Source organism: Thioclava sp. ES.031, from assembly GCF_002563775.1.
GTDB lineage: Bacteria > Pseudomonadota > Alphaproteobacteria > Rhodobacterales > Rhodobacteraceae > Thioclava.
In genome coordinates this window covers 1,808,988-1,831,514 of record NZ_PDJO01000001.1, presented here as the reverse complement: position 1 = coordinate 1,831,514, position 22,527 = coordinate 1,808,988, and the positions used below count along the sequence as shown (strand labels likewise).

Sequence of the window (22,527 nt, the reverse complement as noted above, 5' to 3'; positions counted from 1 at the left end):
ATTGAGAAACAATGCCGATCAAGCTTCCTGAGAACCTCCCCGCCTTCGACATCCTGTCGCGGGAAGGCGTGATGGTGATGTCGCCCGAGCGCGCATCCCGGCAGGAAATCCGCCCCATTCGGATCGGTCTTCTCAATCTCATGCCGAAGAAAATCCAGACCGAGAACCAGTTCGCCCGGCTGATCGGTGCGACGCCGCTGCAGATCGACTTCCAGCTGATCCGCATGAGCGAGCACCAGACGAAGAACACCGCCGCCGCGCATATGGAAGAGTTCTATCGTCCATTCGAGGAGGTCGAGGCCACCGGCGAGAAGTTCGACGGTCTGATCATCACCGGCGCCCCGATCGAACATTTACCTTTCGAGGAAGTGACTTACTGGGAGGAGCTCAAGCGGATCTTCGAGTGGACCCAGACCCATGTCTTCTCGACCTTCGGCGTGTGCTGGGGCGGCATGGCGATGGCCTATTACTTCCACGGCGTGAACAAGCATATGCTCGATCACAAGGCCTTCGGCTGCTTCCGGCACCGCAATTGCGCGCCCGCCTCGCCCTATCTGCGGGGCTTCTCGGACGATCTGCTGATCCCGGTCAGCCGCTGGACCGAGATGCGGCGCGACGAGCTGGAAGCGGCGGGCATGACCACGCTGATCCATTCCGATGAAACCGGGCCCTGTCTGGTCGAAGATCGCGCCCATCGCGCGCTCTATATCTTCAATCATCTCGAATATGACAGCGGCACGCTAAAGGAAGAATACGATCGTGACGTCGCGTCGGGGAAACCAATCAACGTCCCCGCGAATTACTATCCTGAGGACGACCCTAGCCGGGTGCCGACCAACAGGTGGAAAAGCCACGCCCACCTGCTTTACGGCAACTGGATAAACGAGATTTATCAGGAAACGCCGTATGATCTGGCCGAGATTGGTAACTAGCCTTGTCGTGCTGCTGCTCATCTTGGGCGGCGCGACATGGGGGTTGGAGAGCTGGCGGGCCCGCATGGCGGAGCAGCGCTATCCCCCCAACGGCATCTTCGTCGATGTCGGCGACCAGCGCGTTCATATGGTCATCAAGGGCGATCACGGCCCGGCAGTGGTATTGATCCACGGCGCGTCGGGCTCGGCCCGCGACCTGACCTTCGATCTCGCTCCGGAACTGGCGAAACGCTATCGCGTCTTCGTGCCCGACCGTCCGGGGTTCGGCTATTCCGACCCGCTGCCGGCGGATCAGGATACGATCGAAAATCAGGCCAAGCTGCTGCAGGAGGCGACCAAGCTCGCGGGCGCGGACGTTCCCATCGTGCTTGGCCATTCCTATGGGGGCGCGGTGGCGATTGCCTGGGCGGTGTATCAGCCCGGAACGCTCTCGGGTCTGGTGCCGGTCTCCGCGCCTTCGCATAGCTGGGATAGCGGGCTGCCGCTGCTCTATGAGATCACCTCGCCGCCGCTGGGTCAGGCGGTCGTCGTGCCGCTGATTTCGGCCTGGACCCCGCCCGCGATCATCCGCTCCGAGGTCGAGAGCGTCTTCACGCCGCAGGAGATGCCGATCGGCTATCTGCACTGGTTCGGCCCCGGCATGACGCTGCGGGTGCAGACGATGCGGGTGAATGCCCGTCAGCGCGCCAGCCTGAAGCCGGAAATTCAGGCGATGATCCCGCATTACCCCGATCTCGATCTGCCGGTGGTCTCGGTCCACGGCACGGCCGACACCATCGTGGGCGAGCAGATCCACGCGGTGCCGTTCACGAACGAGGTGCCGGGGGCAGAGCTGATCTCGCTCGACGGGATCGGCCATATGGTCCCGCATGTCGCGTTGCAGCAGACGGTCGCTGCGGTCGATCGCGTGGCCAAGCGCGCGGGCTATTCGATCCCGATGCGCGCGGCTGCGGAGTGAGGGCCGCCTGAGCGCCCGGCCCTCCGGCTTTGCACACAAATCACAGACGCGCGTTCGCCGCCCCTTGCGCATGCGGCGCCGCTTGCACCGCCCCTGCCCGCGCAGCATACTGCCGTGAAACGACAAAAGGCAGATCATGGCCAAGGATAAGAGCGACCCGCCGTTTGACATCCCCTTCGTGGGCGACATCACCCGCTACCTTGAGACCGAAGCGCCCGATGCCGTGCGCGAGGCGATCGAGGAGGCGGGCAAGGATGACATGCTCTCGCCCTCCTATCCCTATGACGAGGAGATGAAGCGCAAGAAATACGACCGCCAGATGGAGGCGCTTCAGGTCGAACTGGTCAAAATGTTCTGGGACGCCAAGGAAACCGGCAAGCGGATCGCGGTGATCTTCGAGGGGCGCGACGCGGCGGGCAAAGGCGGCACGATCGGGCGGATGCGGCAGAACCTGAACCCGCGCTCGGCCTATGTCGTGGCGCTGCCCAAACCCACCGAGACCGAAGCCACGCAATGGTATTTCCAGCGCTATATCGACTGGCTGCCCGCGGCGGGCCAGATCGCGATGTTCGACCGGAGCTGGTATAACCGGGGCGTGGTCGAGCATGTCTTCGATTTCTGCACGCCCCAGCAGCGCGAGCATTTCTTCTACCAGCTTCCCGATTTCGAGAAGATGCTGGTGGATGACGGGGTCATCCTCGTGAAGCTCTGGCTGAACGTGGACCGCGCCGAGCAGCTGCGCCGCTTCCTCAAGCGCGAGAAGGACCCGCTCAAGCAATGGAAACTGAGCTGGATCGACGTCGAAGGGCTCAAGCGCTGGGACGCCTATTCCGAGGCGATTCAGGAGACGCTCGAGCGCTCTGACACCGATCATGCGCCCTGGACGGTGATCCGCTCGGACGACAAGAAACGGGCCCGGATCGCCGCGATCCAGACGGTGCTGAACGCGGTCGATTACGCGCATAAGGACCCCGAGGCGATTGGCGAAATCGACGGTAAAATCTGCGGCGGCATCGACGTTCTGAATGTCTAAGCAAGGCTATCATCACGGCAATCTGCGTCAGGCGCTTGTCGCCTCCGCGCTGGAGCTGATCGAGGAGAAGGGCCCGACCGGGTTCACGCTCTCGGAGGCGGCGAAACGCGCAGGCGTGACCCCGGCTGCGGTCTATCGCCATTTCGAGGGGCGCGAGGACCTGATCGCGGAATGCGCGCGTCAGGGTTATCTGATTTTCGGCGATCTTTTGGATCATGCGTGGAACGGTGGGAAGCCTTCAGCGTTGGCGGCGTTTTCGGCGGTGGGCCGGGCCTATCTCGCCTTCGCCCGGAAATATCCGGGGCACTACATGGCGATGTTCGAAAGCGGCATCTCGCCCAACCGTTCGCCCGACCTTGCCGCGGTGGCGAGCAAATCGAGCACCGCGATGGAACGCGCGACGCGCGCCCTTATGGAACATGTGCCACCGGAAAAACGCCCGCCCGTCGCGATGGTCGCAGCGCATGTCTGGGCGATGAGCCACGGTGTGGTGGAGCTCTATGCGCGCGAGGGAAATCGCTCGCCCTATGCCCCCGAGGATCTCTTGGAAAGCGGCATCGGCGTCTATCTGCGGGGCCTCGGCCTGATCGCTCCGGATTGAGCCGCCCTGCCCCGATTTTGCCGCGCCGCGGCATTGCCCGTGCATAGAAAAACGGGCGGAGGTTTCCCCCCGCCCGCGTAGATCAGACGATCCGCCTGAGATCAGAACTTGTAGGACGCGGTGAGGTTCAGCGTCGTGGTGTTCAGATTGTTGGTGGTGCCGTCGAAGTTGTTGCCGTCACGATAGTCGAGCTCGGTCCCGACGGTCCACTTCGGGTTGATGGCATATTTCATGCCGATACCAACCAGCGGAACGGTGTCGGAATAGCCGTTGCCCGCACCGTCTTCGGCGTCGACATAGGACGCACCGAGCGTGCCGTAGAACAGCATGTTGTTGTAGGGCGCACCGGCGATCATCTTGAGGTCGGTCATCGAGTTGACCTTCGCGCCGGAGTTGCTGTCGTCGATATTCGCAGCGTTATAGGCCAGCTCGCCACCGAGGACATAGTTGCCGAAGTCATAGAGGTAGCCAGCGTGGGCACCACCGACGACGCCGTCACCGTCGATCGACTCGTTCGCTTTGCCGTAGCCGAGCTGAACACCGGCGTAGAAGCCGTCCCAGCTGAACTGCGCCGGCGCCACTGCGACCGGAGCCGGGGTGACCTCGGGGGCCGGTGCCGGGGTGGTGTAACCGCCCGCCATTGCGGCGGAGCCAGCGAGTGCCAGAATGCTCGACGTAACGATGATACGTTTCATGTTTCTCTCTCCTGTCTTGGGGGTTCATCCCCCGTTGAGACGTTTTGGATCAGATCCGTTGCCCGGACCTATGCCCCCTGAATGCGAAATCAATCCGGTTGGTTCCAAGCATAAGCGGCGCTTTGCCGAACGTGTCACAAGACGTGATCGAAGCGACAAATGCTGCAGGCGCAAAATGCATTGGCAAGACTAGACAAAGCGGGGGTTCCTTTGGTTAATGAACACACGTTCATTTCCAGGGAGGATCACATGGAGTTGAGTGAAATTCGTGCCGTCATCACCGGCGGCGCCTCGGGTCTCGGGGCTGCGACCGCCCGTCACTTCGTCGAGTCGGGGGCGCAGGTGACGCTCTTCGACCGCGACCGCGCGGGCGGCGAGGCCTTTGCCGCCGAGATCGGCGCGACCTTCGCCGAGGTCGACGTGACCTCCGAGGACAGCGTCGCCGCCGGGATCGCCGCCGCCGTCGAAGCGATGGGCGGGATCAATGTCACCGTCAATTGCGCGGGCATCGCCACCGGAGAGCGCGTCGTGGGCCGCGAAGGGCCGCACCGGCTCGAGAGCTTCGCGCGCACGATCGACATCAACCTCGTGGGCAGCTTCAACGTCGCCCGCCTCGCCGCCGCCGAAATGGCCCGCAACCCCGGCCCCGAGCGCGGCGTGATCGTCAACACCGCCTCCATCGCCGCTTTCGACGGGCAAAAGGGGCAGGCAGCCTATGCGGCCTCGAAAGGCGGAATCGTCGCGATGACCCTGCCGCTGGCCCGCGATCTCGCGAGCCAAGGCGTGCGCTGCTGCGCCATCGCGCCGGGCATCTTCGCGACGCCGATGATGAAGGGCCTGCCGCAAGAGGTGCAAGACAGCCTCGCCGAGGAAGTGACTTTCCCGAAACGGCTCGGCGATCCGTCGGAATACGCGAAACTCGCCGGTTTCATCGTCCAGAGCGGCTATCTGAACGGCGAAGTGATCCGCCTCGACGGGGCGCTGCGGATGCGTTGACCTCACGTTTATGAAGGCTTTGCGAAGGATCTGAAAAAATCCGCGAAAAACGGGTTGCAAGGGCGCGCGAGGGCGGCTAAATCCCGCCCTACAAGACGACCCCTGATGCGGAGAGGTGGCAGAGTGGTCGAATGCGGCGGTCTCGAAAACCGTTGTCGGTGAGAGCCGACCCAGGGTTCGAATCCCTGTCTCTCCGCCACTTCCCCCTTGCGTGGGGCGTGGGCAAAATCTCCAAAGAAATCAGTATCGCTTAGCTTGATGCGGATCGTGAGCCGTCCTTTCGCGCCGGTTTTCTGCGTCTTCGACTTTAGGCGCGGAAACAGGCCTCCGGGCCGTCACGCCCTGGCGGGAGAGCGCCCTTTCCCGGACCGCTGGACGAAGAGCGCCCAAACGCAGAACGGCGCCGTCGCGACCGTGACGCACTCGGACCGGGCAACCTGCCCCCGTCAGTGGATGCCTCATCACCGGCCCAAACGCGCCGCCATTTCCAAAGAAACCGCCCGGTTCATCACGGACGATTCTCACCACGCCGTGAGACAAACACGCTTCTCAATGACGCATTTGTGCTTAAATTTTATGCACGCCACCCCGAAAATCCCGTTCTGACTCCCGATCCCGGCGCGGTTTCGCAATTTGCGCTTGTCGGCTGACGGGCGCGCTGCAAACCTTAAGACACATCGGAATAACCCGAACGGCATTCGCGCCTCGCTTTGACACCGCACATCCGCGGCAAGTCAGCGGGGCGTTTTGCGTTTTGGCTCAAAGGGTCTGCAAGAGTGGAAATGAAGAAACGGATCGAACTTGGCCTGCTGTATTCCCGCTCGGGAAGCTACTCGCTGATCTCCGAAGCCTGCCGGACCGGGGCGCTCAGCGCGATTGCCGAGATCAATTCGATGCCCGATCTCCCGATCACCTTCGCCCCGATCGAGCGCGACCCGCAGGGCAATATCGACGCCTATGGCCCGCTCTGCGAGGAGATCCTGCGCGACAGCGATGCGCGCCATGTCGTCGGCTGCGTCACCTCGTGGAGCCGCAAGGAGGTGATCCCGACGCTCGAGAAAGCGGGCGGGACGCTTTGGTATGCGGTGCCCTATGAGGGGTTCGAGGCGTCCGATCATGTCGTCTACACCCATGCCTGCCCGAACCAGCATCTGCTGCCGCTGCTTGGCTGGGCCTTTGCGCGGCTCGGGCGGCGGGGCTTCCTGACCGGCTCGAATTACATCTGGGGCTGGGAGATGAACCGGCTTGCGCGGGACGTGATCCTGAGCGCCAGCGGCGAGGTTCTGGGCGAGCGTTACCTGCCGCTCGGTTCGCTGGATGTCGAGCGGATGATCAATGAGATCCGCGCGACCCGGCCCGATTTCATCCTCAACAATCTGATCGGCCCGTCGCAATACGCCTTCCTTGAGGCCTATCACAAGCTCGGACAGGAAGACGCGCATTTCCGCCCCGAGACCTGCCCGATCCTGTCGTGCAATCTGACCGAATGCGAGTTGCCCGCCATTCACCCGGACGCGGTCGAGGGGCTAGTCGCTGCAGGGCCCTATTTCCGGGGCGCGACCGGCTGGCCACAGGCGGAGCGCAATTTCGGCTCGTCGCATGAAGCGGCCGCATGGTCGTCGGTCTATCGCCTCGCAATTCTGCTCTCTGGGCATGACGACGCCGCCGAGCAGAGCCTCGCACAGCTGTTGCACGATGCGCCGCAGGGCTCGGAAGGGATCGACCTGTCGACCCATCACACCGCCCTGCCCGTCCTGATCGCGCAGGTCGAGAACGGCGCTTTCGCGGTCCGCGAGCGGTTCGAGGCCGTCGCGGGCGATCCCTATCTCGCACGCGGCCGCAACCCGATCGCGCCCGGAGCGCCCCGGCTGAAGGTGGTCTCATGAAGCGCAAGATCCGCATCCCCGATCTCGGCGGCGCGCGCGCCTATATCCTGCATCGCCCCCATGCGACCGTGCAGGCGCTCGAGCGGCAGTTGCGCGCAATCGGCCTGACGGTTGTGCATTGCTGGCCCGAGCTACCGGCGGAGGCCCTGTCGGGCGATTTCGTCTTCTTCGACGCCGATCAGGGCTATGACGAGCAATTCCCGTGGAAACCGGGCGAAAGCCCGATGCCGATGATCGCCTTGATCGGCACCGAAGCGCCGGGCCGGATCGAATGGTCGCTGGAGGCCGGCGCGCATGCGCAGCTCCTCAAACCCGTCGGCGATGGCGGGGTCTATTCGGCGCTGCTGATCGCGCGGATCGCCTTCGAGGCGCGGGCGCAGCTCTCGGGCGAGATCGCGGATCTGCGTCGCAGGCTCGATGAGCGCCAAACGGTGGTGCGGGCGGTCACGCTGCTTGCCGCACGCGGCAAGAGCGAGGCCGAGGCCTATGACCAGCTGCGCCAGATGGCGATGGCCTGGCGCGTGAATTTCGAAGATGCCGCGCGCCGCATCGTCGCCAACCATGACGAACAAAGGAAGACCGATGACCGACGCGACCTTGGCTGAGGGACCGGCCCGACCGCAAAGCGCCTTGCGCCGCCTGATGCGCCGCAAGCTCGCGCTTCTGGGCTTTGCGATCATCGCGATCGTGACGCTCGGTGCGATCTTCGCGCCGTGGATCGCGCCATTCGAGCCGCAGGAGCAGATGTTCGACGGGCTGTCGCTGCTGGGTGCGCCGATGCCGCCGGGCGAGAAGTTCTGGCTGGGTACCGACCTGCTGGGCCGCGACCTGTTCTCGCGTATCCTCTATGGGGCGCGGACCTCGCTGATCATCGGCGTCGTCGCGAACGGTCTGGCGCTGATCATCGGCACGCTGATCGGCGTCACTGCGGGCTATTTCCGCGGCTGGATCGGCGCGGTGCTGATGCGCTTCACCGATCTGATGATGGCTTTCCCGGCGCTTCTGCTGGCGATCTGTCTTGCGGCGATCTTCACGCCGTCGCTGTGGATCGTCGCGATGGTGATCGCGCTGGTGAACTGGGTGCAGACGGCCCGCGTGGTCTTCACCGAGACCTCCGCGCTGGCCGAGCGCGAATTCGTCGCCGCCGAGCGCACGCTGGGCGCAGGCACGGTCCGCATCCTGTTCCGCCATATCCTGCCGCATCTGGTGCCGATGATCATCGTCTGGGGCACGCTTGGGATTTCGACCACCGTGCTGCTGGAGGCGACGCTGTCCTATCTCGGCGTGGGTGTTCAGCCGCCGACGCCAAGCTGGGGCAACATCATCTTCGAGAACCAGACCTATTTCCAGGCGGCCCCGTGGCTCGTCTTCATCCCGGGCGCTGCGATCCTGCTGCTGGCGCTGTCCTTCAACCTCGTGGGCGACGCACTGCGCGACGTGCTCGACCCGACGCAGAGAGGGCGTGAGTGATGCTGGCCTATCTGATCCGCCGCCTGATCCAGGCCGCCCTGATCCTGCTGGGCGTGTCCTTCATCACCTTCTTCCTGCTCTTCGTGCTGCCGGCCGACCCGGTGCGCCAGATCGCTGGCCGCTCGGCCACGCCCGAGACGGTGGCCAATATCCGCCACCAGCTGGGCCTCGATCAGCCCTTCATCGTGCAATACTGGCACTATCTGACCGGGCTGGTCCAAGGTGATATGGGGCGCAGCTACCTGCAGAAGACCGAAGTCGCGACGCTGATCGCCGCGCGGCTGCCCGCGACGCTTCTCTTGATGCTGGGCGCGATCGTGGCCGAGCTGATCATGGGGCTCACGCTGGGGATCGTGGCCGCGATCCGGCGCGGGGGCGCGCTCGATCAGTCGCTGATGATCACCTCTTTCGTCGCGGTCTCGGCACCTCAATTCGTGGTCGGCCTGCTCCTGCTTTACGTCTTCGCGGTCAAGCTGAGCTGGTTCCCGATCGGCGGCTACGGCAGCTTCTCGAACCTCGTGCTGCCTGCTCTGACGCTCGGGATCATGGGCTCGGGCTGGTATAGCCGGATGATGCGTTCCTCGATGATCGACGTGCTGCGCTCGGACTATATCCGCACCGCGCGCGCCAAGGGTCTGCGCCGCTTCCGGGTGCTGGCGCTGCACGCGATGCCCAACGCCATCCTGCCGATCATCGCGATGATCGGGATCGATATCGGCATCTTCATGTCCGGGATCGTCGTCGTGGAAAGCGTCTTCGGCTGGCCCGGTATCGGGCAGCTCGCCTGGCAGGCGATCCAGCGCGTCGACATTCCGATCATCATGGGCGTCACGCTGGTATCCGCCTGCGCCATCGTGCTGGGCAACCTGCTGGCCGACCTGATCACCCCTTTCATCGATCCGCGCATCAAGCTGCGCTGATCGCAATCAGATACCTCGGGCCAACCGGGGAGCGAACCAAAAGAAAAGTCCAACTGACGGAGAACACCTCAAATGAGCCTGATGAAAAACATCCTTGCCACCAGCGCGCTGTCGCTCTCGCTGGGTCTTGCCAGCTTCGCCTCGGCGCAGGACTATCAGCCCGATCCGAACGCCAAGCCCGGCGGCAATATCATCGTGACCTACAAGGACGATGTAGCCACGCTCGACCCGGCGATCGGCTATGACTGGCAGAACTGGTCGATGATCAAATCCGTCTTCGACGGTCTGATGGATTACGTCCCTGGCACCACCGAGCTGCGCCCCGGTCTTGCCGAGAGCTACGAGATTTCGGACGACGGCACGACCTTCACCTTCAAGCTGCGCGAGGGCGTGAAATTCCACAACGGTCGCGAGATGACGGCCGAGGACGTGAAATACTCGCTCGACCGCGTCACCACCCCCGCGACCCAGTCGCCGGGTGCCGGTTTCTTCGGCTCGATCAAGGGCTATGACGCGATGGCGGACGGCTCGGCCAGCAGCCTCGAAGGCGTCACCGTCGTCGATCCCTACACCATCAAGATCGAGCTTTCGCGCCCCGACGCGACCTTCCTGCACGTGATGGCGCTGAACTTCGCCTCGGTTGTGCCGAAGGAAGCGGTCGACGAATACGGCACCGATTTCGGCAAGCACCCCGTGGGCACCGGCGCATTCAAGCTCGCCGACTGGACCATCGGTCAGCAACTCGTGCTGGAGAAGAACGCCGATTACTGGCGCTCGGGCGTGCCCTATCTCGATAGCATCACCTTCGAAGTCGGTCAGGAACCGATCGTGGCGCTGCTGCGCCTGCAGAACGGTGAGGTGGACGTGCCCGGCGACGGCATTCCGCCCGCGAAGTTCAACGAAGTGATGGGCAATCCCGACGAGGCCAAGCAGGTCGTCGTGGGCGGCCAGCTGCATACCGGCTACATCACGCTGAACGTCCAGATGGAGCCCTTCGACAAGGTCGAGGTGCGTCAGGCGGTCAACATGGCGATCAACAAGGATCGCATCGTGCAGATGATCAACGGCCGCGCGACGCCCGCGACCCAGCCGCTGCCGCCGTCGATGCCGGGCTATACCGAGGGCTACGAGGGCTATCCCTTCGATCCCGCGAAAGCCAAGGAAATGCTTGCCGAGGCCGGTCTGCCCGACGGGTTCGAAACCGAGCTCTACGTGATGAACACCGACCCGAACCCGCGTATCGCGCAGGCGATCCAGCAGGACCTGTCGCAGATCGGCGTGAAGGTCGACATCAAGGCGCTGGCGCAGGCCAACGTCATCGAGGCGGGCGGCACGCCGAAGACCGCGCCGATGATCTGGTCGGGCGGCATGGCGTGGATCGCCGACTTCCCCGATCCGTCCAACTTCTACGGTCCGATCCTGGGCTGCGCGGGCGCGGTCGAGGGCGGCTGGAACTGGTCGTGGTATTGCAACGAGGAACTCGACGCGATGGCCACCGAGGCGGATTCGATCACCGATCCGGCCATGCAGGACGAGCGCCTGCAGAAATGGTCCGACGTCTACATGAAGGTCATGGAAGACGCCCCGTGGGTCCCGGTCTTCAACGAGAACCGCTACACCATGAAGTCGGGCCGTATGGGCGGCGAAGATGCGCTCTATGTCGACCCGGTCTCGATCCCCGTGAACTACGACTACGTGTACGTGACGGAGTAAGCGCGCATGTGCAAAGCCTGTGACTATACGATCCATGGCGCACAGCACCATTTCGGCTGGGACAACTCGTTTGTCCCGGCCGAGACGGTGGCCCCGGGATCGACCATCGAATTCCACTGCCACGACAGCTCGGCCGGACAGCTCGGGCCGTCCTCGACGGTGGAAGACGTCAAGACGCTCGATTTCGGCAAGATCAATCCGGTCTCCGGCCCGATCTATGTCGAAGGGGCGAAACCCGGTGACGTGCTCAAGGTCACCATCGACAGCTTCACCCCGCGCGAGCAGGAAGGCTCCGCATGGGGCTGGACCGCGAATATCCCGGGCTTCGGCCTGCTGGCGGATCAGTTCGAAGATCCGGCGCTGACGATCTGGAAATACGACGCGGCCTCGCCCGACAAGGCTCTTTGGGGCAGCGAGGGCAAGGTCGGCCTCAAGCCGTTCTGCGGCACTATCGGCGTCGCCCCGGCCGAAAAAGGCCTGCATTCGATCGTGCCCCCGCGCCGCGTGGGCGGCAATCTCGATATCCGCGATCTGGCGGCGGGCACCACGCTCTATCTGCCGGTCGAGGTCGATGGCGCGCTGTTCTCCGTAGGCGACACCCATGCCGCCCAAGGCGATGGCGAGGTCTGCGGCACCGCGATCGAGAGCCCGATGAACTGCGTGCTCAGCTTCGATCTGATCAAGAACGAGACGCTGAAATTCCCGCGCTTCACCACGCCGGGGCCGGTCACGCGCCATCTCGACACGGCGGGCTACGAGGTCACGACGGGCATCGGCCCCGACCTGATGTCGGGCGCGCGCGATGCTGTCTCGGGCATGATCGACCTTCTGTGCGCACAGCGCGGCATGTCGGCGGTCGACGCCTATATGCTGGTCTCGACCTGTGGCGATCTGCGCATTTCCGAGATCGTCGATATGCCCAACTGGGTTGTCAGCTTCTATTTCCCGAGAAACGTGTTCGAATGATCGAAATGCAACAAACGCAAGCCGGGGCCGTCATGGCCCCGGAGCCCGCCCAGCCGGTGCTGTCCGTCGAGGGTCTCACGATCTCGGTGCGCTCCGAGGGGCACGAGCGGGCGCTGGTCAGCGATCTGAGCTTCACGCTCGCGCGCGGCGAGACCATCGCCATCGCGGGCGAGAGCGGCTCGGGCAAGTCGCTGACCTCTCTGGCGATCATGGGGCTGTTGCCGCCCCCTGCCCTGCGGGTCAGCTCCGGCGCGATCCGCTTCCATGACGAAGACCTCACCCGCCTGCCCGAAAGCCGGATGCGCGCCATTCGCGGCAACCGGATCGCGATGATTTTCCAGGAGCCGATGACGTCGCTCAACCCGGTGCTGACGATCGGCCTGCAACTTTCCGAGGCGATCCGCGCGCATGAGCCGGTCTCGAAACGCGAGGCCCGCGCCCGCGCACTCGAGGCGCTGCGCCGCGTGCGCATCTCCGAACCCGAACGCCGGATGACCCAATATCCGCACGAGCTGTCCGGCGGCATGCGGCAGCGCGTGATGATCGCGATGGCGCTGGCGCTGCGCCCCGACGTGCTGATCGCCGACGAGCCGACCACCGCGCTCGATGTGACGGTGCAGCGCGAGGTGCTCGATCTGCTGCGCGATCTGCAAAGCGAGATGGGCACGGCGATCATCCTGATCACCCACGACATGGGCGTGGTGGCCGAGATGGCCGAGCGCGTCATCGTCATGAAACAGGGTCAGGCGGTCGAGACCGGCGCTGTCTCGCAGATTTTCACCGCCCCGCGCGAGGCCTATACGCAGGACCTTCTGGCCGCGGTGCCGCGCATGGGCGATGGCAGCGGTGCTGCGGGCGCGTCCCCGGATGCGAAACCCGTGGCGCGGCTGCGCGACGTGAAGGTTCATTTCGACATTCGCGGCGGGATCCTGTCGCAGGTCACACACCGGGTTCATGCGGTCGAGGGCGTCAGCTTCGACATCATGGAGGGCGAGACCTTCTCGCTGGTGGGTGAAAGCGGCTGCGGCAAATCCACCATCGCGAAAGCACTGACCGGCCTCGTGCCGCATCAGGGCCGCATCGAGGTCGCGGGCCACACGATGGGCGGGCTGAGCGGCGCGAAGATGAAAGAGATGCGCCGCGACGTTCAGATCGTGTTTCAGGACCCGATGGCCGCGCTCGATCCGAGGATGCGCGTGGGCGATCTGGTGGCCGAGCCGCTGGTGATTCACGAGATCGGCACGCCCGAGGAACAGCGCGAGAAGGTAGCAGGCCTGTTCGAGCGGGTGGGCCTCACCCGCGATCAGCTCGACCGCTATCCGCACGAATTCTCGGGCGGTCAGCGTCAACGGATCTGCATCGCCCGCGCGCTGGCGCTGCAACCCAAGCTGATCGTCGCGGATGAAAGCGTCTCGGCGCTGGATGTGTCGGTGCAGGCGCGGGTGCTGGACCTGCTCGAAGCGCTCAAACGCGAGTTCGGCATCGCCTATCTGTTCATCAGCCACGACATGGCGGTGGTCGAGAATATCTCGGACCGGATCGCGGTGATGTATATGGGCCAGATCGTGGAGATGGGCACGCGCGCGCAGATTTTCGGCGCGCCGCAACATCCCTACACCAAGCGCCTGATGGCCGCCGTGCCGGTTCCCGACCCCGACAAGGTGCGCGAGCCCACGCCGCGCCTGTCCGGCGAGGTCCCGAGCCCGGTCTACAAGCTGGGCACCGGACCGCAGCGCCTGATGCTGCGCAATCTCGGAGACGGGCATCTCGTGGCAGATAGCGACCTGCCCGCGATACCGACCGAGACGGCGGCCGAATAACACGAAATCGCGCTCAGGGCGGGCGGAAATCTCCGCGCCGCCCTGTGCTTTTAAGGCCGGTTTCGCCCCCGAAACCCACCGCTCGCGCGCGAAGACGTGCAAAGGCGGCAAAGCAAAAGCGACATCTACTCCGTAGCTTTTGCGCAACACCCCAAACACACCACCAACTCATTGATGCAAATCAAAGAAAGCAACCGGGCAGACGTTTAGCGCGGGAGCTGAAGTCCGTGCGAGGGAACTTCTGAAACGCGCCGAGGCAAACGCACGGACATATCGTCAGTACGATCGAGTGAAGAGTCGCTTGTTTCGCGTGCGAAATTTATCGTGGCGATCGCCTTGGGAATGGGACAAAAAATGACAAATACTCTGCTCACCAATTTGAAAAGAACCGTAGCGCCGGCGGCTTTGCTGCTGTGCCTCGGGAATCCTGCCTGGTCGGGCACATTTGATGACGCGCCCGTCATCAGCGTGACCGGCGACGGGCTTATCTTCTCCGATCCGACGGAAGGCGTCCTGCCTCCCGGGCTCAAAGCCGTCACGGGCGAGGTCAACGCCGACTTTCCCAACACGGACAATCCGAAGGACATCACCAACTGCCTGATGTCGAACAACCCGGACTTCACCTGCACGGCCCCTCCCGGCTCGGGGAAACGGGTGAAGACGCAGCTGACCGGCCCGACGCCGATGGATATCATGCTCTCGACGCAATCGAGCAGCGGCATCACGGAATACTACACCTACGGCAAGACCTCGAACCTCACCGGCGCCCGTATTCTGGCCTTCAAGGTCCAGCTCGGCACCGGCTCGGGTGACAGCTTCACCCCCTTCGATACGGCCGATCCCGCGACCGCAGCGCTTTTCGATCCCGATTACAACTCGAAATTCAATCTGCCCGACGGGCTCTTCGGGGATGGCGGTCAGGAAGAGGCAGGCATCGGCTTCTTCGACAGCACCTCCGCCGAGATGAGCATTGTGAACAACGCCAACACGCTCGACGCGACCGACCTGTCGAACAGCGTTCTGGCCAACTATTTCGGCAACTCGCTGATCGACAACAGCATGCTGCCGAAAGCCTTCTTCTGGGACGCGACCGGTACGCCCGTCGCCTCGGACGAGGCCCAGCTCATCGCGTGGTACAACCTGAGCGCCGGCCAGTGGCAGTACGGCAATCTGGGCGTCGACAGCTCGACCTATCTGGATGACAAGCTGCAGGCGATGGCCGACTCGCTGGGCGTGACGGTCGCGGATCTCGGCTATACCGGCGGCGGCGCCGTGCCTGCCGATATCGTCGCGGCGATGCAGGCCAATGGCCTCTACACGCAGGACGTGGTCGAGGATCTTCGCAACCTCAACCTGAACTACATCATCGATCTCGGCGATGTCGCGGGCAACAACGTCACGATGCGCATCGCGCCAATCTTCGCGCCGATCGTCGAGCAGACCGCGACCCGCTACCAGTTCGCAACCGCCGGTCGCCTCGATGCGGCAGCCAACATCCCCTATCTCGATATCGGGAATGCGGAGACCTATCAGACCGCGATCAGCGACATCATGGCGATCGAGGATCCGGTCGCGCGCAACGACATGCTTGAGACGACGGGCTACAGCTTCCTGCCCGCCTTCAGCGCTGTCGGCTTCGAGTTCGGACAGAACATCACGAATGGGATCGGTCGTCCGGTTGCGCAGAAGCAAAACGGATCGGTCACGCTTTCGACGATGGGCGGGCCGACCTCGTGGAAGATCGGGGACGACACCTATGCCTTCGTCTCGGCGGGTGCGCAGAAGGCCAATTACGACCGCACCACCAATGCGATCGGCTATGACGTCAACTCGCATTACATGATGGTCGGCGGCGAGAAGTTCGTCGACAATCAAGTCTCGGTCGGCGTCTTCGGCGGCTACTCGGACGGCACGTCCGACGCCGATCAAAACCGTGGCAGCGTCGATGGCTCCGGTGGCTTCGTCGGTGGCTTCGCGCGGACGGCCTTCGGCAATGGCGGCGCGGCGCAGTTCATGATCGGCTATCAGGATCTTTCCTACGACATGAAACGCAATGTCATGGGATCGACCGCACAGGCGAGCACGAATGGCCATCAGTTCTTCGGCGCAGTCGATGCCGAGTACATGTTCGGCCAAGACCGCTTCCGCTACGGTCCGACCGGTTCGTTTGAACTGTATCACCTCTCGGTGGACGGCTTCGATGAGACCGGCGCGGGCGCGTGGAACCTGTCCGTCGGGGATCAATCGGGGACCGTGATCGTCGCTTCCGCCGGGATGCGTGGCCAATATGCGCTGTCGTCGAGCGCACAGGCCCCGACCCTGTCCGGCGCGATCAAGTACAACAAGGTCAGCGGTGACGATCAGCTCGTTCAGACCGCCTTCGTCGGGCTGCCTTCCAGCGCAACCCCGGTCGACGGCTTCAACATGAACTGGGTGACGGCGGACCTCGGGATCGATGTGCCGCTCGGCCAGACCGGGAAATTCTCCTCCAGCCTGCATGCCGGGATCTCGGGGACCTTCTCGAACAACTATGAGAGCCACGCGCTGCAGGTATCCTTCAACGCGAAGTTCTGAGCGCTCACAGGCCTAAAAGAAGACACCGCGGCGCTTTTCAGCGCCGCGGTGCATTTATATTCGCAGGTCGATAACGGATATCCCGCACCGAGCGGGCGTTACCCCTCCATCCCGATCCGTTCCCGGCGCAATGTCGACGCCCCGGATTTCGCATGGCTGGCGATCTCTTCCATCGGCGCGAACCAGACGTCGCCCGCCTCCACGGCGCGCTCCAGCAGACGCTCCATCTCGCGCCAGCGCGCCAGACGGCCCGTCAGGAACGGGTGCAGCACCGGCATCCAGAACCCGCCCGCCTCGTGCATCGCGTCGAATTCCTCGGCGAAGGCACGGATCCCGTCGGAAGGCGCGCGGATCGGCATCAGGTAGTCGATCTCGCCGAAATGCGCGAAGGGCGGCCAGTCGTCGGTGCCCCAATGCGGCGGGACCTCGATCAGGCTGCCTTTCGGCGTCTCGACCAGATAGGGCAACTCGTCGGCCATCATCGAGCTGTCATAGAGAAACCCGTGCTCGATCAACCGGTTAAGCATCGCAGGCGTGAAGGAATAGACCGGGGCGCGATAGCCGCGCGGCTTGCGGCCCGTCATCGTGACATGGACCTCAAGCGCGCGTTCGAACAGCTCCGCCTCGCGGTCGTCGGAATGCTCCATCGGGTCTTCGTGCATCCACGAATGGTGCCCGATCTCGTGCCCCGCCTTCAGGATCGTCTCGACCGTCTCGGGGTAGTTCTGCATCACCCAGGCGGGCATGAAGAAGGTCTGGGTCAGCCCCAGACGGCGATAAGTCTCGAGGATGCGCGGCACGGCGACCGTCGGCCCGTAACGGCCCATCGAGATCGGCTGCAGGCGCAATTCGGCGTCCTCGGGCCGCGCCGTGCGGATCAGCGAATCCGCGTCGATATCGAAGGTCACGCAGGCGGCGCTGCGCTTGCCCTCGGGCCAGGTGATCGGGTTGAGAAACATGTCACTCTCCGCTCAGGAAGGATCGGCGGGCACCGGGAGCATCACCGAGAACAGCGCCACGAGATCGTTGCGCAGCCAGGTCTCGATCTCGTCCCGGCGCGCGGCGTCGGTGGAAATGAACTGGATGAAACGGGCGTTTTGCAGCTGGAACAGCGCCCGGCCCAGATGGAGCGGGTTCAGATCGGCACTGAGCCGCCCGTCCCGCTGCATCGCCTCGATCCGGCGCACCAGCACCGAGGCAAGCTGTTCGTCGAGCTTGAAATAGGCCTTGGAAAGCTGTGTTCCCGCCTCGATCGTCACTGCCGCGATGACCTGACGCCAGATGTCTTTCTCCAGCGTCTGCATCGCGTGAACCATGATCTCGTGCGCGAAGGCCACCGTCAGCTCGACGAGCTCGGCCTCCGGCCCGGGCAGCGTCGAATCGAGCCGTTCCAGCAGCTGTTTGTCGCTTTCGATCACCAGCGCGAGCAGCACCCCGGCCTTGGTTCCGTAGTAGTTATGGACCGTTACGCCCGAGACGCCGGCCGCCACCGCGATCGCCTCGATCGTCGTCTTGTCATAGCCCTTCTCGCGAAAAAGCTCTTTGGCCGATGTGACGATGCGGTTGCGACGGTCTTGTTTTTGTTGGGCGCGCAGGTTGCTCACTGAGTCCTCCTAGGGTTGCGAACAGTTTTCGGCGATGGGTCGTTTTTGGTCAAGACAAATTTTTTATTGCATAAAAGTTTTTATCGAATAAAGTTTTTGTACAAGATCAAGAATCCATACCAACAGCGAGGTCCGCATATGCGCTCCGTACTCAAACTCGCCGCCGCCTCCGCGGTCGCCCTCTCCGCGGGCAGCCTCTCCGCTGCCGCCGCTGAAACCGTCAATGTCGGGGTCTGCGTCTCCTGGCCGGGCTATGCCATGCTCGAAGTCGCCAAGGAAAAGAACCTGATCCCCGATTACGACCTGAACATCACGATCTTCGAGGATCCGCTGGGCGGTCATGCCGCCCTCGCCGCGGGTCAGCTCGACGTCTATGGCTGCACCGCCGATTACACGCCGCTGGTCGTGGATCGCGGCACCGATGTGGTGAACGTGGCCCAGCTCAACCCCTCCTACGGGGTCGATCACGTCATTCTCGCGCCCGACACCGAGCCCGCCGACCTGCCCGGCAAGAAGGTCTCGGCCCCGCAGGCCTATATTGGTCAGCTGCTGATGGGGATCTGGCTCGATTCCGAGGGCATCACCCCCGATCAGGTCGAGTGGGTGAACCTGAATGCCGATGAAGCCGTCGGTCCGATGATGTCGGGCGATCTGTCGGCTGCCTACATGTACGAGCCGTGGATCTCCAAGGTCCTCGAAGCCAAGCCCGGCGCGCGGTCCATCGTGAACACCGCCGATCCGGAGATGCTGAAGACCGGGATCTTCATGGACGCGCTTTACATGAACAAGAACTTCATCGCCAATGACCGCGAGGCGGCGCTGGCCGTGCTGAAAGCGCGTTGGGAAGGGCTGGCCTACTGGAACCAGCACACCGAGGAGACCAACAAGTTGCTCGCCTCCTTCCTGCAGTGGCCCGAGGAAGACATCGGCTACGTCATCGGGACCAACGGCAAGTCCTTCGAGGGCGGCATCTACATGATGGACTTCGACGAATCCGCCCGCCTGTGCGGCGTGCTCGACGGCGAAGGCCCGCTCGGGATGGCGAACGGTTCGATGGTCGACTCGATCGCGATGACCAATGACTGGTGGATCAAGCTCGGTCTGATGGAAAACAAGATCGACGCGTCGAAAGGCATCGACTGCTCGCTGATGGGCGATCTGGTCGAAGCCGGTTACCGTCAGAGCCTGAGCGCTCACTAAACCCCTCGGGAAGCGCCGATCCCCGGCGCTTCCCTTCCCCCAAGCCGGAGCATCTACCTTGAGCGCCCGACCCACCCCCTTTCTCCAGCTGCGCAAGCCCGTGAGCCGCCGTCAAAAGCTGCTTTCCGCGCTCGCCATCTGGGTGCTGTTCTTCGGCATCTGGATCGTCGCCTCGGCCAGCGGCTTGGTGAACCCGCTTCTCGTCCCTGCCCCGCAGCAGGTCTTCGCGACCACGTTCGATCTGTTCTTCAGCCGTGCCTTCGGCGGAGACGTCCTGATCTCCATCAGCCGCGTGTTGATCGCCTTCGCGCTGGCCAGCGCCGTGGCGGTGCCGCTGGGCGTGATGATGGGGTCATTCCCTGCGATCGAGGCCTTCTTCGCCCCCTTCGTCTCGGCCTGGCGCTACCTCCCCGCGCCGTCTTTCATCCCGATCCTGCTGATGTGGTTCGGGACCGGCGAGGCGCCGAAACTGGCGCTGCTGTTCCTCGGCGTGATCTTCTTCCTGATCACCCTGATCATGGATCACACCAAGAATGTGCGCGAGGAACTGGTCGAGACCGCCCTGACGCTGGGCGCACCGCGCCACAAGGTCGTGGCCCGGGTGATCTTCCCCGCCGTGCTGCCCGATATCGTGACCGCGATGCGCCAGATGCTGGCGATGACCTGGACCTATCTGGTGATTGCCGAGATCGTCGCCTCCACCACCGGTATCGGTGCGATGATGATGCGCGCGCGGCGCTTCCTGAACACCGATGAGATCCTGTCGGGGATCGTCGTGATCGGGGTGCTGGGGCTGCTCTTCGACCTCACTTTCTCCGCCCTGCACCGCTGGGCCTTCCCCTATCTGAGAAAGGCGTGACCATGAGTGCCGAAACCGCATTGGAAATCCGCGAGATCTCGAAGGAATTCGAGCTCTCGGGCGGGCGCAAGCTGGTCGCCGTCGAAGGCGCGGGATTCACCGTCGAACGCAACTCCATCTGTGTCCTGCTCGGCCCGTCGGGCTGCGGGAAGTCAACGATCCTGCGCATGATCGCAGGGCTCGAGACCCCGAGCGGCGGCGAGATCGTCATCGGCGGCCGCCGCGTCGAGGGACCGGGCCGCGACCGGGGCATGGTCTTTCAGGCCTATACCTCCTTCGACTGGCTGACGGTGCGCAAGAATGTCGAGTTCGGGATGCAGATCAACGGCGTCCCGGCCGCCGAGCGCCGCGAACGCGCGGAACGCTTCATCAATCTCGTGGGGCTCGGGAAATTTGCCGAGGCCTACCCTTCGCAGCTCTCGGGCGGGATGCGTCAGCGCGTGGCGATCGCGCGCACGCTGGCCAACGACCCGGAAGTGCTGCTGATGGACGAGCCCTTCGGCGCGCTCGATGCCGAGACCCGCTGGCTGATGCAGGAACTGATGATCGACGTCGCCGAGAAGACCAACACGACGATGGTGATCGTCACCCACGATCTCGAGGAGGCGATCTTCCTCGCCGACAAGATCGTTTTTCTCTCGAGCCATCCGGGCCGCGTGAAAGAGGTGATCGTGCCCGAATTCAAGCAAGGCGCACGCATCGCCGACAAGGAAAGGGCCGTGAAACTCGACGGCTACTCCGATCTGGAGGCCCATCTGATGCGGCTGATGCGAGAGGAAGGACGCGGCAAGGAATGAGCGTGACATTCGACTTCACCGGCAAGACCGTTCTGGTCACCGGCGCTTCGAGCGGGATCGGCTATGGCATTGCCGAAGGCTTCGCGCGCGCGGGCGCCGACCTGATCATCCTGTCCGAGACCGAGACTATCTATGAGGCTGCCGAAAGCCTGCCCGGCAAGGTCCGCGCAATCCGCTGTGATATCGCAGACGCCGCGATGGTGACCGAGGCGCTGGCCGATATCGAACGCGTCGATGTGCTGGTGAACAATGCAGGCCTCGAACGCCCCACCCCGCTCAACGGTGCGAACCCTTTGGGAAACACGACCTTCGAGCGGATCGTGGCGATCAACATCACCGGCACGCAGAACGTGACCGACGCGCTGATCTCGCGCATCCCCGAAGGCGGGCGCATCCTGAACACGGCCTCAATCTGGGCGCGCACCGCCGTGCCGGGCTTCTCGGCCTATGTCGCAAGCAAACACGCGCTTCTGGGCCTGACCCGGACATGGGCGCAGGAACTGGGCCCTCGCGGCATCCGCGTCAACGCGATCTGCCCGGGCTGGGTGAAAACCGGCCCCGCCGCGAATTCGCTGCGGGAACTGGCGGAATCGAGCGGCCGCAGCGAGGCCGAGGTCGAAGCCGAGATCATGGCCGCGCAAGCGATCGACGGGCTGATGGTGCCCGCCGATATGGCCGATCCCTACATGTTCCTCGCGTCCGAGGCCGGCGCGAATATCACCGGTCAGGCGCTCAACGTCGACCGCGGCGAGGTAATGTCATGAGCCTTCAGGGAAAAGTCGCACTGGTCACCGGCGGCTCGCGCGGGATCGGGCGCGCCATCGCGCTGGCGCTGGCCGAACAGGGCGCGAAAGTCGCCTTCTGCCATCCCGACGACGCGCAGGCGCACGACACGCTGGCCGAGCTTCAAAAGCTGACCGAGGCGGAATCCCTGCCCGCCGATGTCTCCGACGAGGCGCAGATCGAGGGGATGTTCGACGCCGTCATGTCCCGGTTCGGGCGGCTCGACATCCTCGTGAACAACGCGGGCATCCTGCGCGAAGGGCCGATTGCCGAGACGAAGATCGACGAATTCGACCGCGTGATCGCGGTCAACCTGCGCGGCACGTTCCTTGCGTCGCGCGCCTTCGTGCGCCGTACCGAGGAAGGCCGTATCATCAATATCGCGAGCGATCTGGGCATTCTCGGGCGCGAGGAAATGTCTGCCTACACCGCCTCGAAAGGCGCGATCATCGCGCTGACCCGGACGCTGGCGCGCGAGCTGGCGCCGAAGATCCTCGTCAACGCCATCGCGCCGGGCTCGATCGAGACCGATATGACGAGCCCCGCCTCGATGAGCCCCGAACAGCTGGCAATCGACATGGCGACGCCGCTCGCCCGGTTCGGCCAGCCCGAGGATATCGCCGCGATGGCCTGCTATCTCGCGGGCCCGCAGAGCAATTTCATCACCGGTCAATGCTTCGGCGTGAACGGTGGCAGTGTCATGACCTGACAGGAGCGACC

At 63.8% G+C, this 22,527-nt stretch carries 21 protein-coding genes and 1 tRNA gene; 19 read left to right on the top strand and 3 right to left on the bottom strand.

The features are described 5' to 3' along the window. The first annotated feature begins 11 nt into the window (after window positions 1–11). From metA to AXZ77_RS08850, 4 genes are all read left to right on the top strand, one after another. A complete protein-coding gene (metA, locus tag AXZ77_RS08865) occupies window positions 12–932 on the top strand; it encodes a homoserine O-succinyltransferase (protein ID WP_098410867.1) in 921 nt (306 codons plus the stop codon). Next, window positions 907–1,890 carry an alpha/beta fold hydrolase gene (locus AXZ77_RS08860; RefSeq protein WP_098410866.1) on the top strand — a complete coding sequence of 328 codons (984 nt, stop codon included), beginning with the start codon at window positions 907–909 and terminating at the stop codon, window positions 1,888–1,890. The genes metA and AXZ77_RS08860 overlap by 26 nt, the downstream gene beginning before the upstream one ends. 136 nt (window positions 1,891–2,026) lie before the next feature. Beyond that, window positions 2,027–2,923: a polyphosphate kinase 2 gene (gene ppk2 / locus AXZ77_RS08855; protein WP_098410865.1), complete on the top strand. Its 897-nt coding sequence runs from the start codon at window positions 2,027–2,029 to the stop codon at window positions 2,921–2,923. Further along, complete coding sequence (locus AXZ77_RS08850) at window positions 2,916–3,524, top strand: TetR/AcrR family transcriptional regulator (protein WP_098410864.1); 609 nt, start codon at window positions 2,916–2,918, stop codon at window positions 3,522–3,524. Before ppk2 ends, AXZ77_RS08850 begins: the two co-directional genes overlap by 8 nt. A gap of 101 nt (window positions 3,525–3,625) precedes the next feature. Here the strand turns inward: AXZ77_RS08850 and AXZ77_RS08845 are convergent, their stop codons facing one another. Further along, a complete protein-coding gene (locus AXZ77_RS08845; protein WP_098410863.1) occupies window positions 3,626–4,219 on the bottom strand; it encodes an outer membrane protein in 594 nt (197 codons plus the stop codon). Between the two features lie 249 nt (window positions 4,220–4,468). On the opposite strand from AXZ77_RS08845, the gene AXZ77_RS08840 reads away from it, so the two are divergent. The 10 genes from AXZ77_RS08840 (at window position 4,469) to AXZ77_RS08790 (ending at window position 16,564) form a co-directional block, all read left to right on the top strand. Next, window positions 4,469–5,215, top strand: a complete 747-nt coding sequence (locus AXZ77_RS08840) for an SDR family oxidoreductase (protein ID WP_098410862.1) — start codon at window positions 4,469–4,471, stop codon at window positions 5,213–5,215. A 109-nt stretch (window positions 5,216–5,324) separates the two neighbouring features. After that, window positions 5,325–5,414, top strand: a tRNA-Ser gene (locus tag AXZ77_RS08835). A gap of 583 nt (window positions 5,415–5,997) precedes the next feature. Beyond that, complete coding sequence (locus AXZ77_RS08825) at window positions 5,998–7,101, top strand: transporter substrate-binding protein (protein ID WP_098410860.1); 1,104 nt, start codon at window positions 5,998–6,000, stop codon at window positions 7,099–7,101. Next, window positions 7,098–7,706, top strand: a complete 609-nt coding sequence (locus tag AXZ77_RS08820; protein WP_098410859.1) for an ANTAR domain-containing response regulator — start codon at window positions 7,098–7,100, stop codon at window positions 7,704–7,706. Before AXZ77_RS08825 ends, AXZ77_RS08820 begins: the two co-directional genes overlap by 4 nt. Next, on the top strand, window positions 7,684–8,571 hold the full coding sequence (locus AXZ77_RS08815) for an ABC transporter permease (RefSeq protein WP_098410858.1): 888 nt from the start codon (window positions 7,684–7,686) through the stop codon (window positions 8,569–8,571). The genes AXZ77_RS08820 and AXZ77_RS08815 overlap by 23 nt, the downstream gene beginning before the upstream one ends. Next, window positions 8,571–9,491 carry an ABC transporter permease gene (locus AXZ77_RS08810; protein ID WP_078523182.1) on the top strand — a complete coding sequence of 307 codons (921 nt, stop codon included), beginning with the start codon at window positions 8,571–8,573 and terminating at the stop codon, window positions 9,489–9,491. The genes AXZ77_RS08815 and AXZ77_RS08810 overlap by 1 nt, the downstream gene beginning before the upstream one ends. 81 nt (window positions 9,492–9,572) lie before the next feature. After that, window positions 9,573–11,204 carry an ABC transporter substrate-binding protein gene (locus AXZ77_RS08805; RefSeq protein ID WP_098412492.1) on the top strand — a complete coding sequence of 544 codons (1,632 nt, stop codon included), beginning with the start codon at window positions 9,573–9,575 and terminating at the stop codon, window positions 11,202–11,204. 6 nt (window positions 11,205–11,210) lie between these two features. After that, on the top strand, window positions 11,211–12,170 hold the full coding sequence (locus AXZ77_RS08800) for an acetamidase/formamidase family protein (protein WP_078523181.1): 960 nt from the start codon (window positions 11,211–11,213) through the stop codon (window positions 12,168–12,170). A 5-nt stretch (window positions 12,171–12,175) separates the two neighbouring features. Next, window positions 12,176–13,990 (top strand): ABC transporter ATP-binding protein, encoded by a 1,815-nt coding sequence (locus AXZ77_RS08795; protein WP_176536000.1) that lies wholly within the window; start codon window positions 12,176–12,178, stop codon window positions 13,988–13,990. Between the two features lie 354 nt (window positions 13,991–14,344). Next, window positions 14,345–16,564, top strand: a complete 2,220-nt coding sequence (locus tag AXZ77_RS08790; protein ID WP_176535999.1) for a choice-of-anchor F family protein — start codon at window positions 14,345–14,347, stop codon at window positions 16,562–16,564. Window positions 16,565–16,662: 98 nt separating this feature from the next. Here AXZ77_RS08790 and AXZ77_RS08785 read toward each other — a convergent pair whose 3' ends face one another. Continuing rightward, the gene (locus tag AXZ77_RS08785; protein ID WP_098410856.1) at window positions 16,663–17,523 is read right to left on the bottom strand and encodes a polysaccharide deacetylase; all 861 of its coding nucleotides are present in this window, start codon (window positions 17,521–17,523) and stop codon (window positions 16,663–16,665) included. A gap of 12 nt (window positions 17,524–17,535) precedes the next feature. Continuing rightward, window positions 17,536–18,168, bottom strand: coding sequence for a TetR/AcrR family transcriptional regulator (locus tag AXZ77_RS08780; RefSeq protein ID WP_078605170.1), 633 nt, complete (start codon window positions 18,166–18,168; stop codon window positions 17,536–17,538). A 138-nt stretch (window positions 18,169–18,306) separates the two neighbouring features. Here AXZ77_RS08780 and AXZ77_RS08775 point away from each other — a divergent pair, with 138 nt between their 5' ends. The 5 genes from AXZ77_RS08775 to AXZ77_RS08755 are packed head-to-tail and all read left to right on the top strand — an operon-like array spanning window position 18,307 to window position 22,516. Beyond that, window positions 18,307–19,368 carry an ABC transporter substrate-binding protein gene (locus AXZ77_RS08775; protein WP_098410855.1) on the top strand — a complete coding sequence of 354 codons (1,062 nt, stop codon included), beginning with the start codon at window positions 18,307–18,309 and terminating at the stop codon, window positions 19,366–19,368. A gap of 58 nt (window positions 19,369–19,426) precedes the next feature. Beyond that, the gene (locus AXZ77_RS08770) at window positions 19,427–20,227 is read left to right on the top strand and encodes an ABC transporter permease (protein ID WP_098410854.1); all 801 of its coding nucleotides are present in this window, start codon (window positions 19,427–19,429) and stop codon (window positions 20,225–20,227) included. A gap of 2 nt (window positions 20,228–20,229) precedes the next feature. Further along, a complete protein-coding gene (locus tag AXZ77_RS08765; RefSeq protein WP_078601523.1) occupies window positions 20,230–21,024 on the top strand; it encodes an ABC transporter ATP-binding protein in 795 nt (264 codons plus the stop codon). Further along, the gene (locus AXZ77_RS08760; RefSeq protein WP_176535998.1) at window positions 21,021–21,788 is read left to right on the top strand and encodes an SDR family NAD(P)-dependent oxidoreductase; all 768 of its coding nucleotides are present in this window, start codon (window positions 21,021–21,023) and stop codon (window positions 21,786–21,788) included. The genes AXZ77_RS08765 and AXZ77_RS08760 overlap by 4 nt, the downstream gene beginning before the upstream one ends. Continuing rightward, a complete protein-coding gene (locus AXZ77_RS08755) occupies window positions 21,785–22,516 on the top strand; it encodes an SDR family NAD(P)-dependent oxidoreductase (RefSeq protein ID WP_098410853.1) in 732 nt (243 codons plus the stop codon). Before AXZ77_RS08760 ends, AXZ77_RS08755 begins: the two co-directional genes overlap by 4 nt. Window positions 22,517–22,527 lie beyond the last annotated feature (11 nt).

Coding starts and splice junctions, on each gene's coding strand:
- metA (WP_098410867.1), top strand. CDS start 12: ATGCCGATCAAGCTTCCTGAGAACCTCCCCGCCTTCGACATCCTGTCG.
- AXZ77_RS08860 (WP_098410866.1), top strand. CDS start 907: ATGATCTGGCCGAGATTGGTAACTAGCCTTGTCGTGCTGCTGCTCATC.
- ppk2 (WP_098410865.1), top strand. CDS start 2,027: ATGGCCAAGGATAAGAGCGACCCGCCGTTTGACATCCCCTTCGTGGGC.
- AXZ77_RS08850 (WP_098410864.1), top strand. CDS start 2,916: ATGTCTAAGCAAGGCTATCATCACGGCAATCTGCGTCAGGCGCTTGTC.
- AXZ77_RS08845 (WP_098410863.1), bottom strand. CDS start 4,219: ATGAAACGTATCATCGTTACGTCGAGCATTCTGGCACTCGCTGGCTCC.
- AXZ77_RS08840 (WP_098410862.1), top strand. CDS start 4,469: ATGGAGTTGAGTGAAATTCGTGCCGTCATCACCGGCGGCGCCTCGGGT.
- AXZ77_RS08825 (WP_098410860.1), top strand. CDS start 5,998: ATGAAGAAACGGATCGAACTTGGCCTGCTGTATTCCCGCTCGGGAAGC.
- AXZ77_RS08820 (WP_098410859.1), top strand. CDS start 7,098: ATGAAGCGCAAGATCCGCATCCCCGATCTCGGCGGCGCGCGCGCCTAT.
- AXZ77_RS08815 (WP_098410858.1), top strand. CDS start 7,684: ATGACCGACGCGACCTTGGCTGAGGGACCGGCCCGACCGCAAAGCGCC.
- AXZ77_RS08810 (WP_078523182.1), top strand. CDS start 8,571: ATGCTGGCCTATCTGATCCGCCGCCTGATCCAGGCCGCCCTGATCCTG.
- AXZ77_RS08805 (WP_098412492.1), top strand. CDS start 9,573: ATGAAAAACATCCTTGCCACCAGCGCGCTGTCGCTCTCGCTGGGTCTT.
- AXZ77_RS08800 (WP_078523181.1), top strand. CDS start 11,211: ATGTGCAAAGCCTGTGACTATACGATCCATGGCGCACAGCACCATTTC.
- AXZ77_RS08795 (WP_176536000.1), top strand. CDS start 12,176: ATGCAACAAACGCAAGCCGGGGCCGTCATGGCCCCGGAGCCCGCCCAG.
- AXZ77_RS08790 (WP_176535999.1), top strand. CDS start 14,345: ATGACAAATACTCTGCTCACCAATTTGAAAAGAACCGTAGCGCCGGCG.
- AXZ77_RS08785 (WP_098410856.1), bottom strand. CDS start 17,523: ATGTTTCTCAACCCGATCACCTGGCCCGAGGGCAAGCGCAGCGCCGCC.
- AXZ77_RS08775 (WP_098410855.1), top strand. CDS start 18,307: ATGCGCTCCGTACTCAAACTCGCCGCCGCCTCCGCGGTCGCCCTCTCC.
- AXZ77_RS08765 (WP_078601523.1), top strand. CDS start 20,230: ATGAGTGCCGAAACCGCATTGGAAATCCGCGAGATCTCGAAGGAATTC.
- AXZ77_RS08760 (WP_176535998.1), top strand. CDS start 21,021: ATGAGCGTGACATTCGACTTCACCGGCAAGACCGTTCTGGTCACCGGC.
- AXZ77_RS08755 (WP_098410853.1), top strand. CDS start 21,785: ATGAGCCTTCAGGGAAAAGTCGCACTGGTCACCGGCGGCTCGCGCGGG.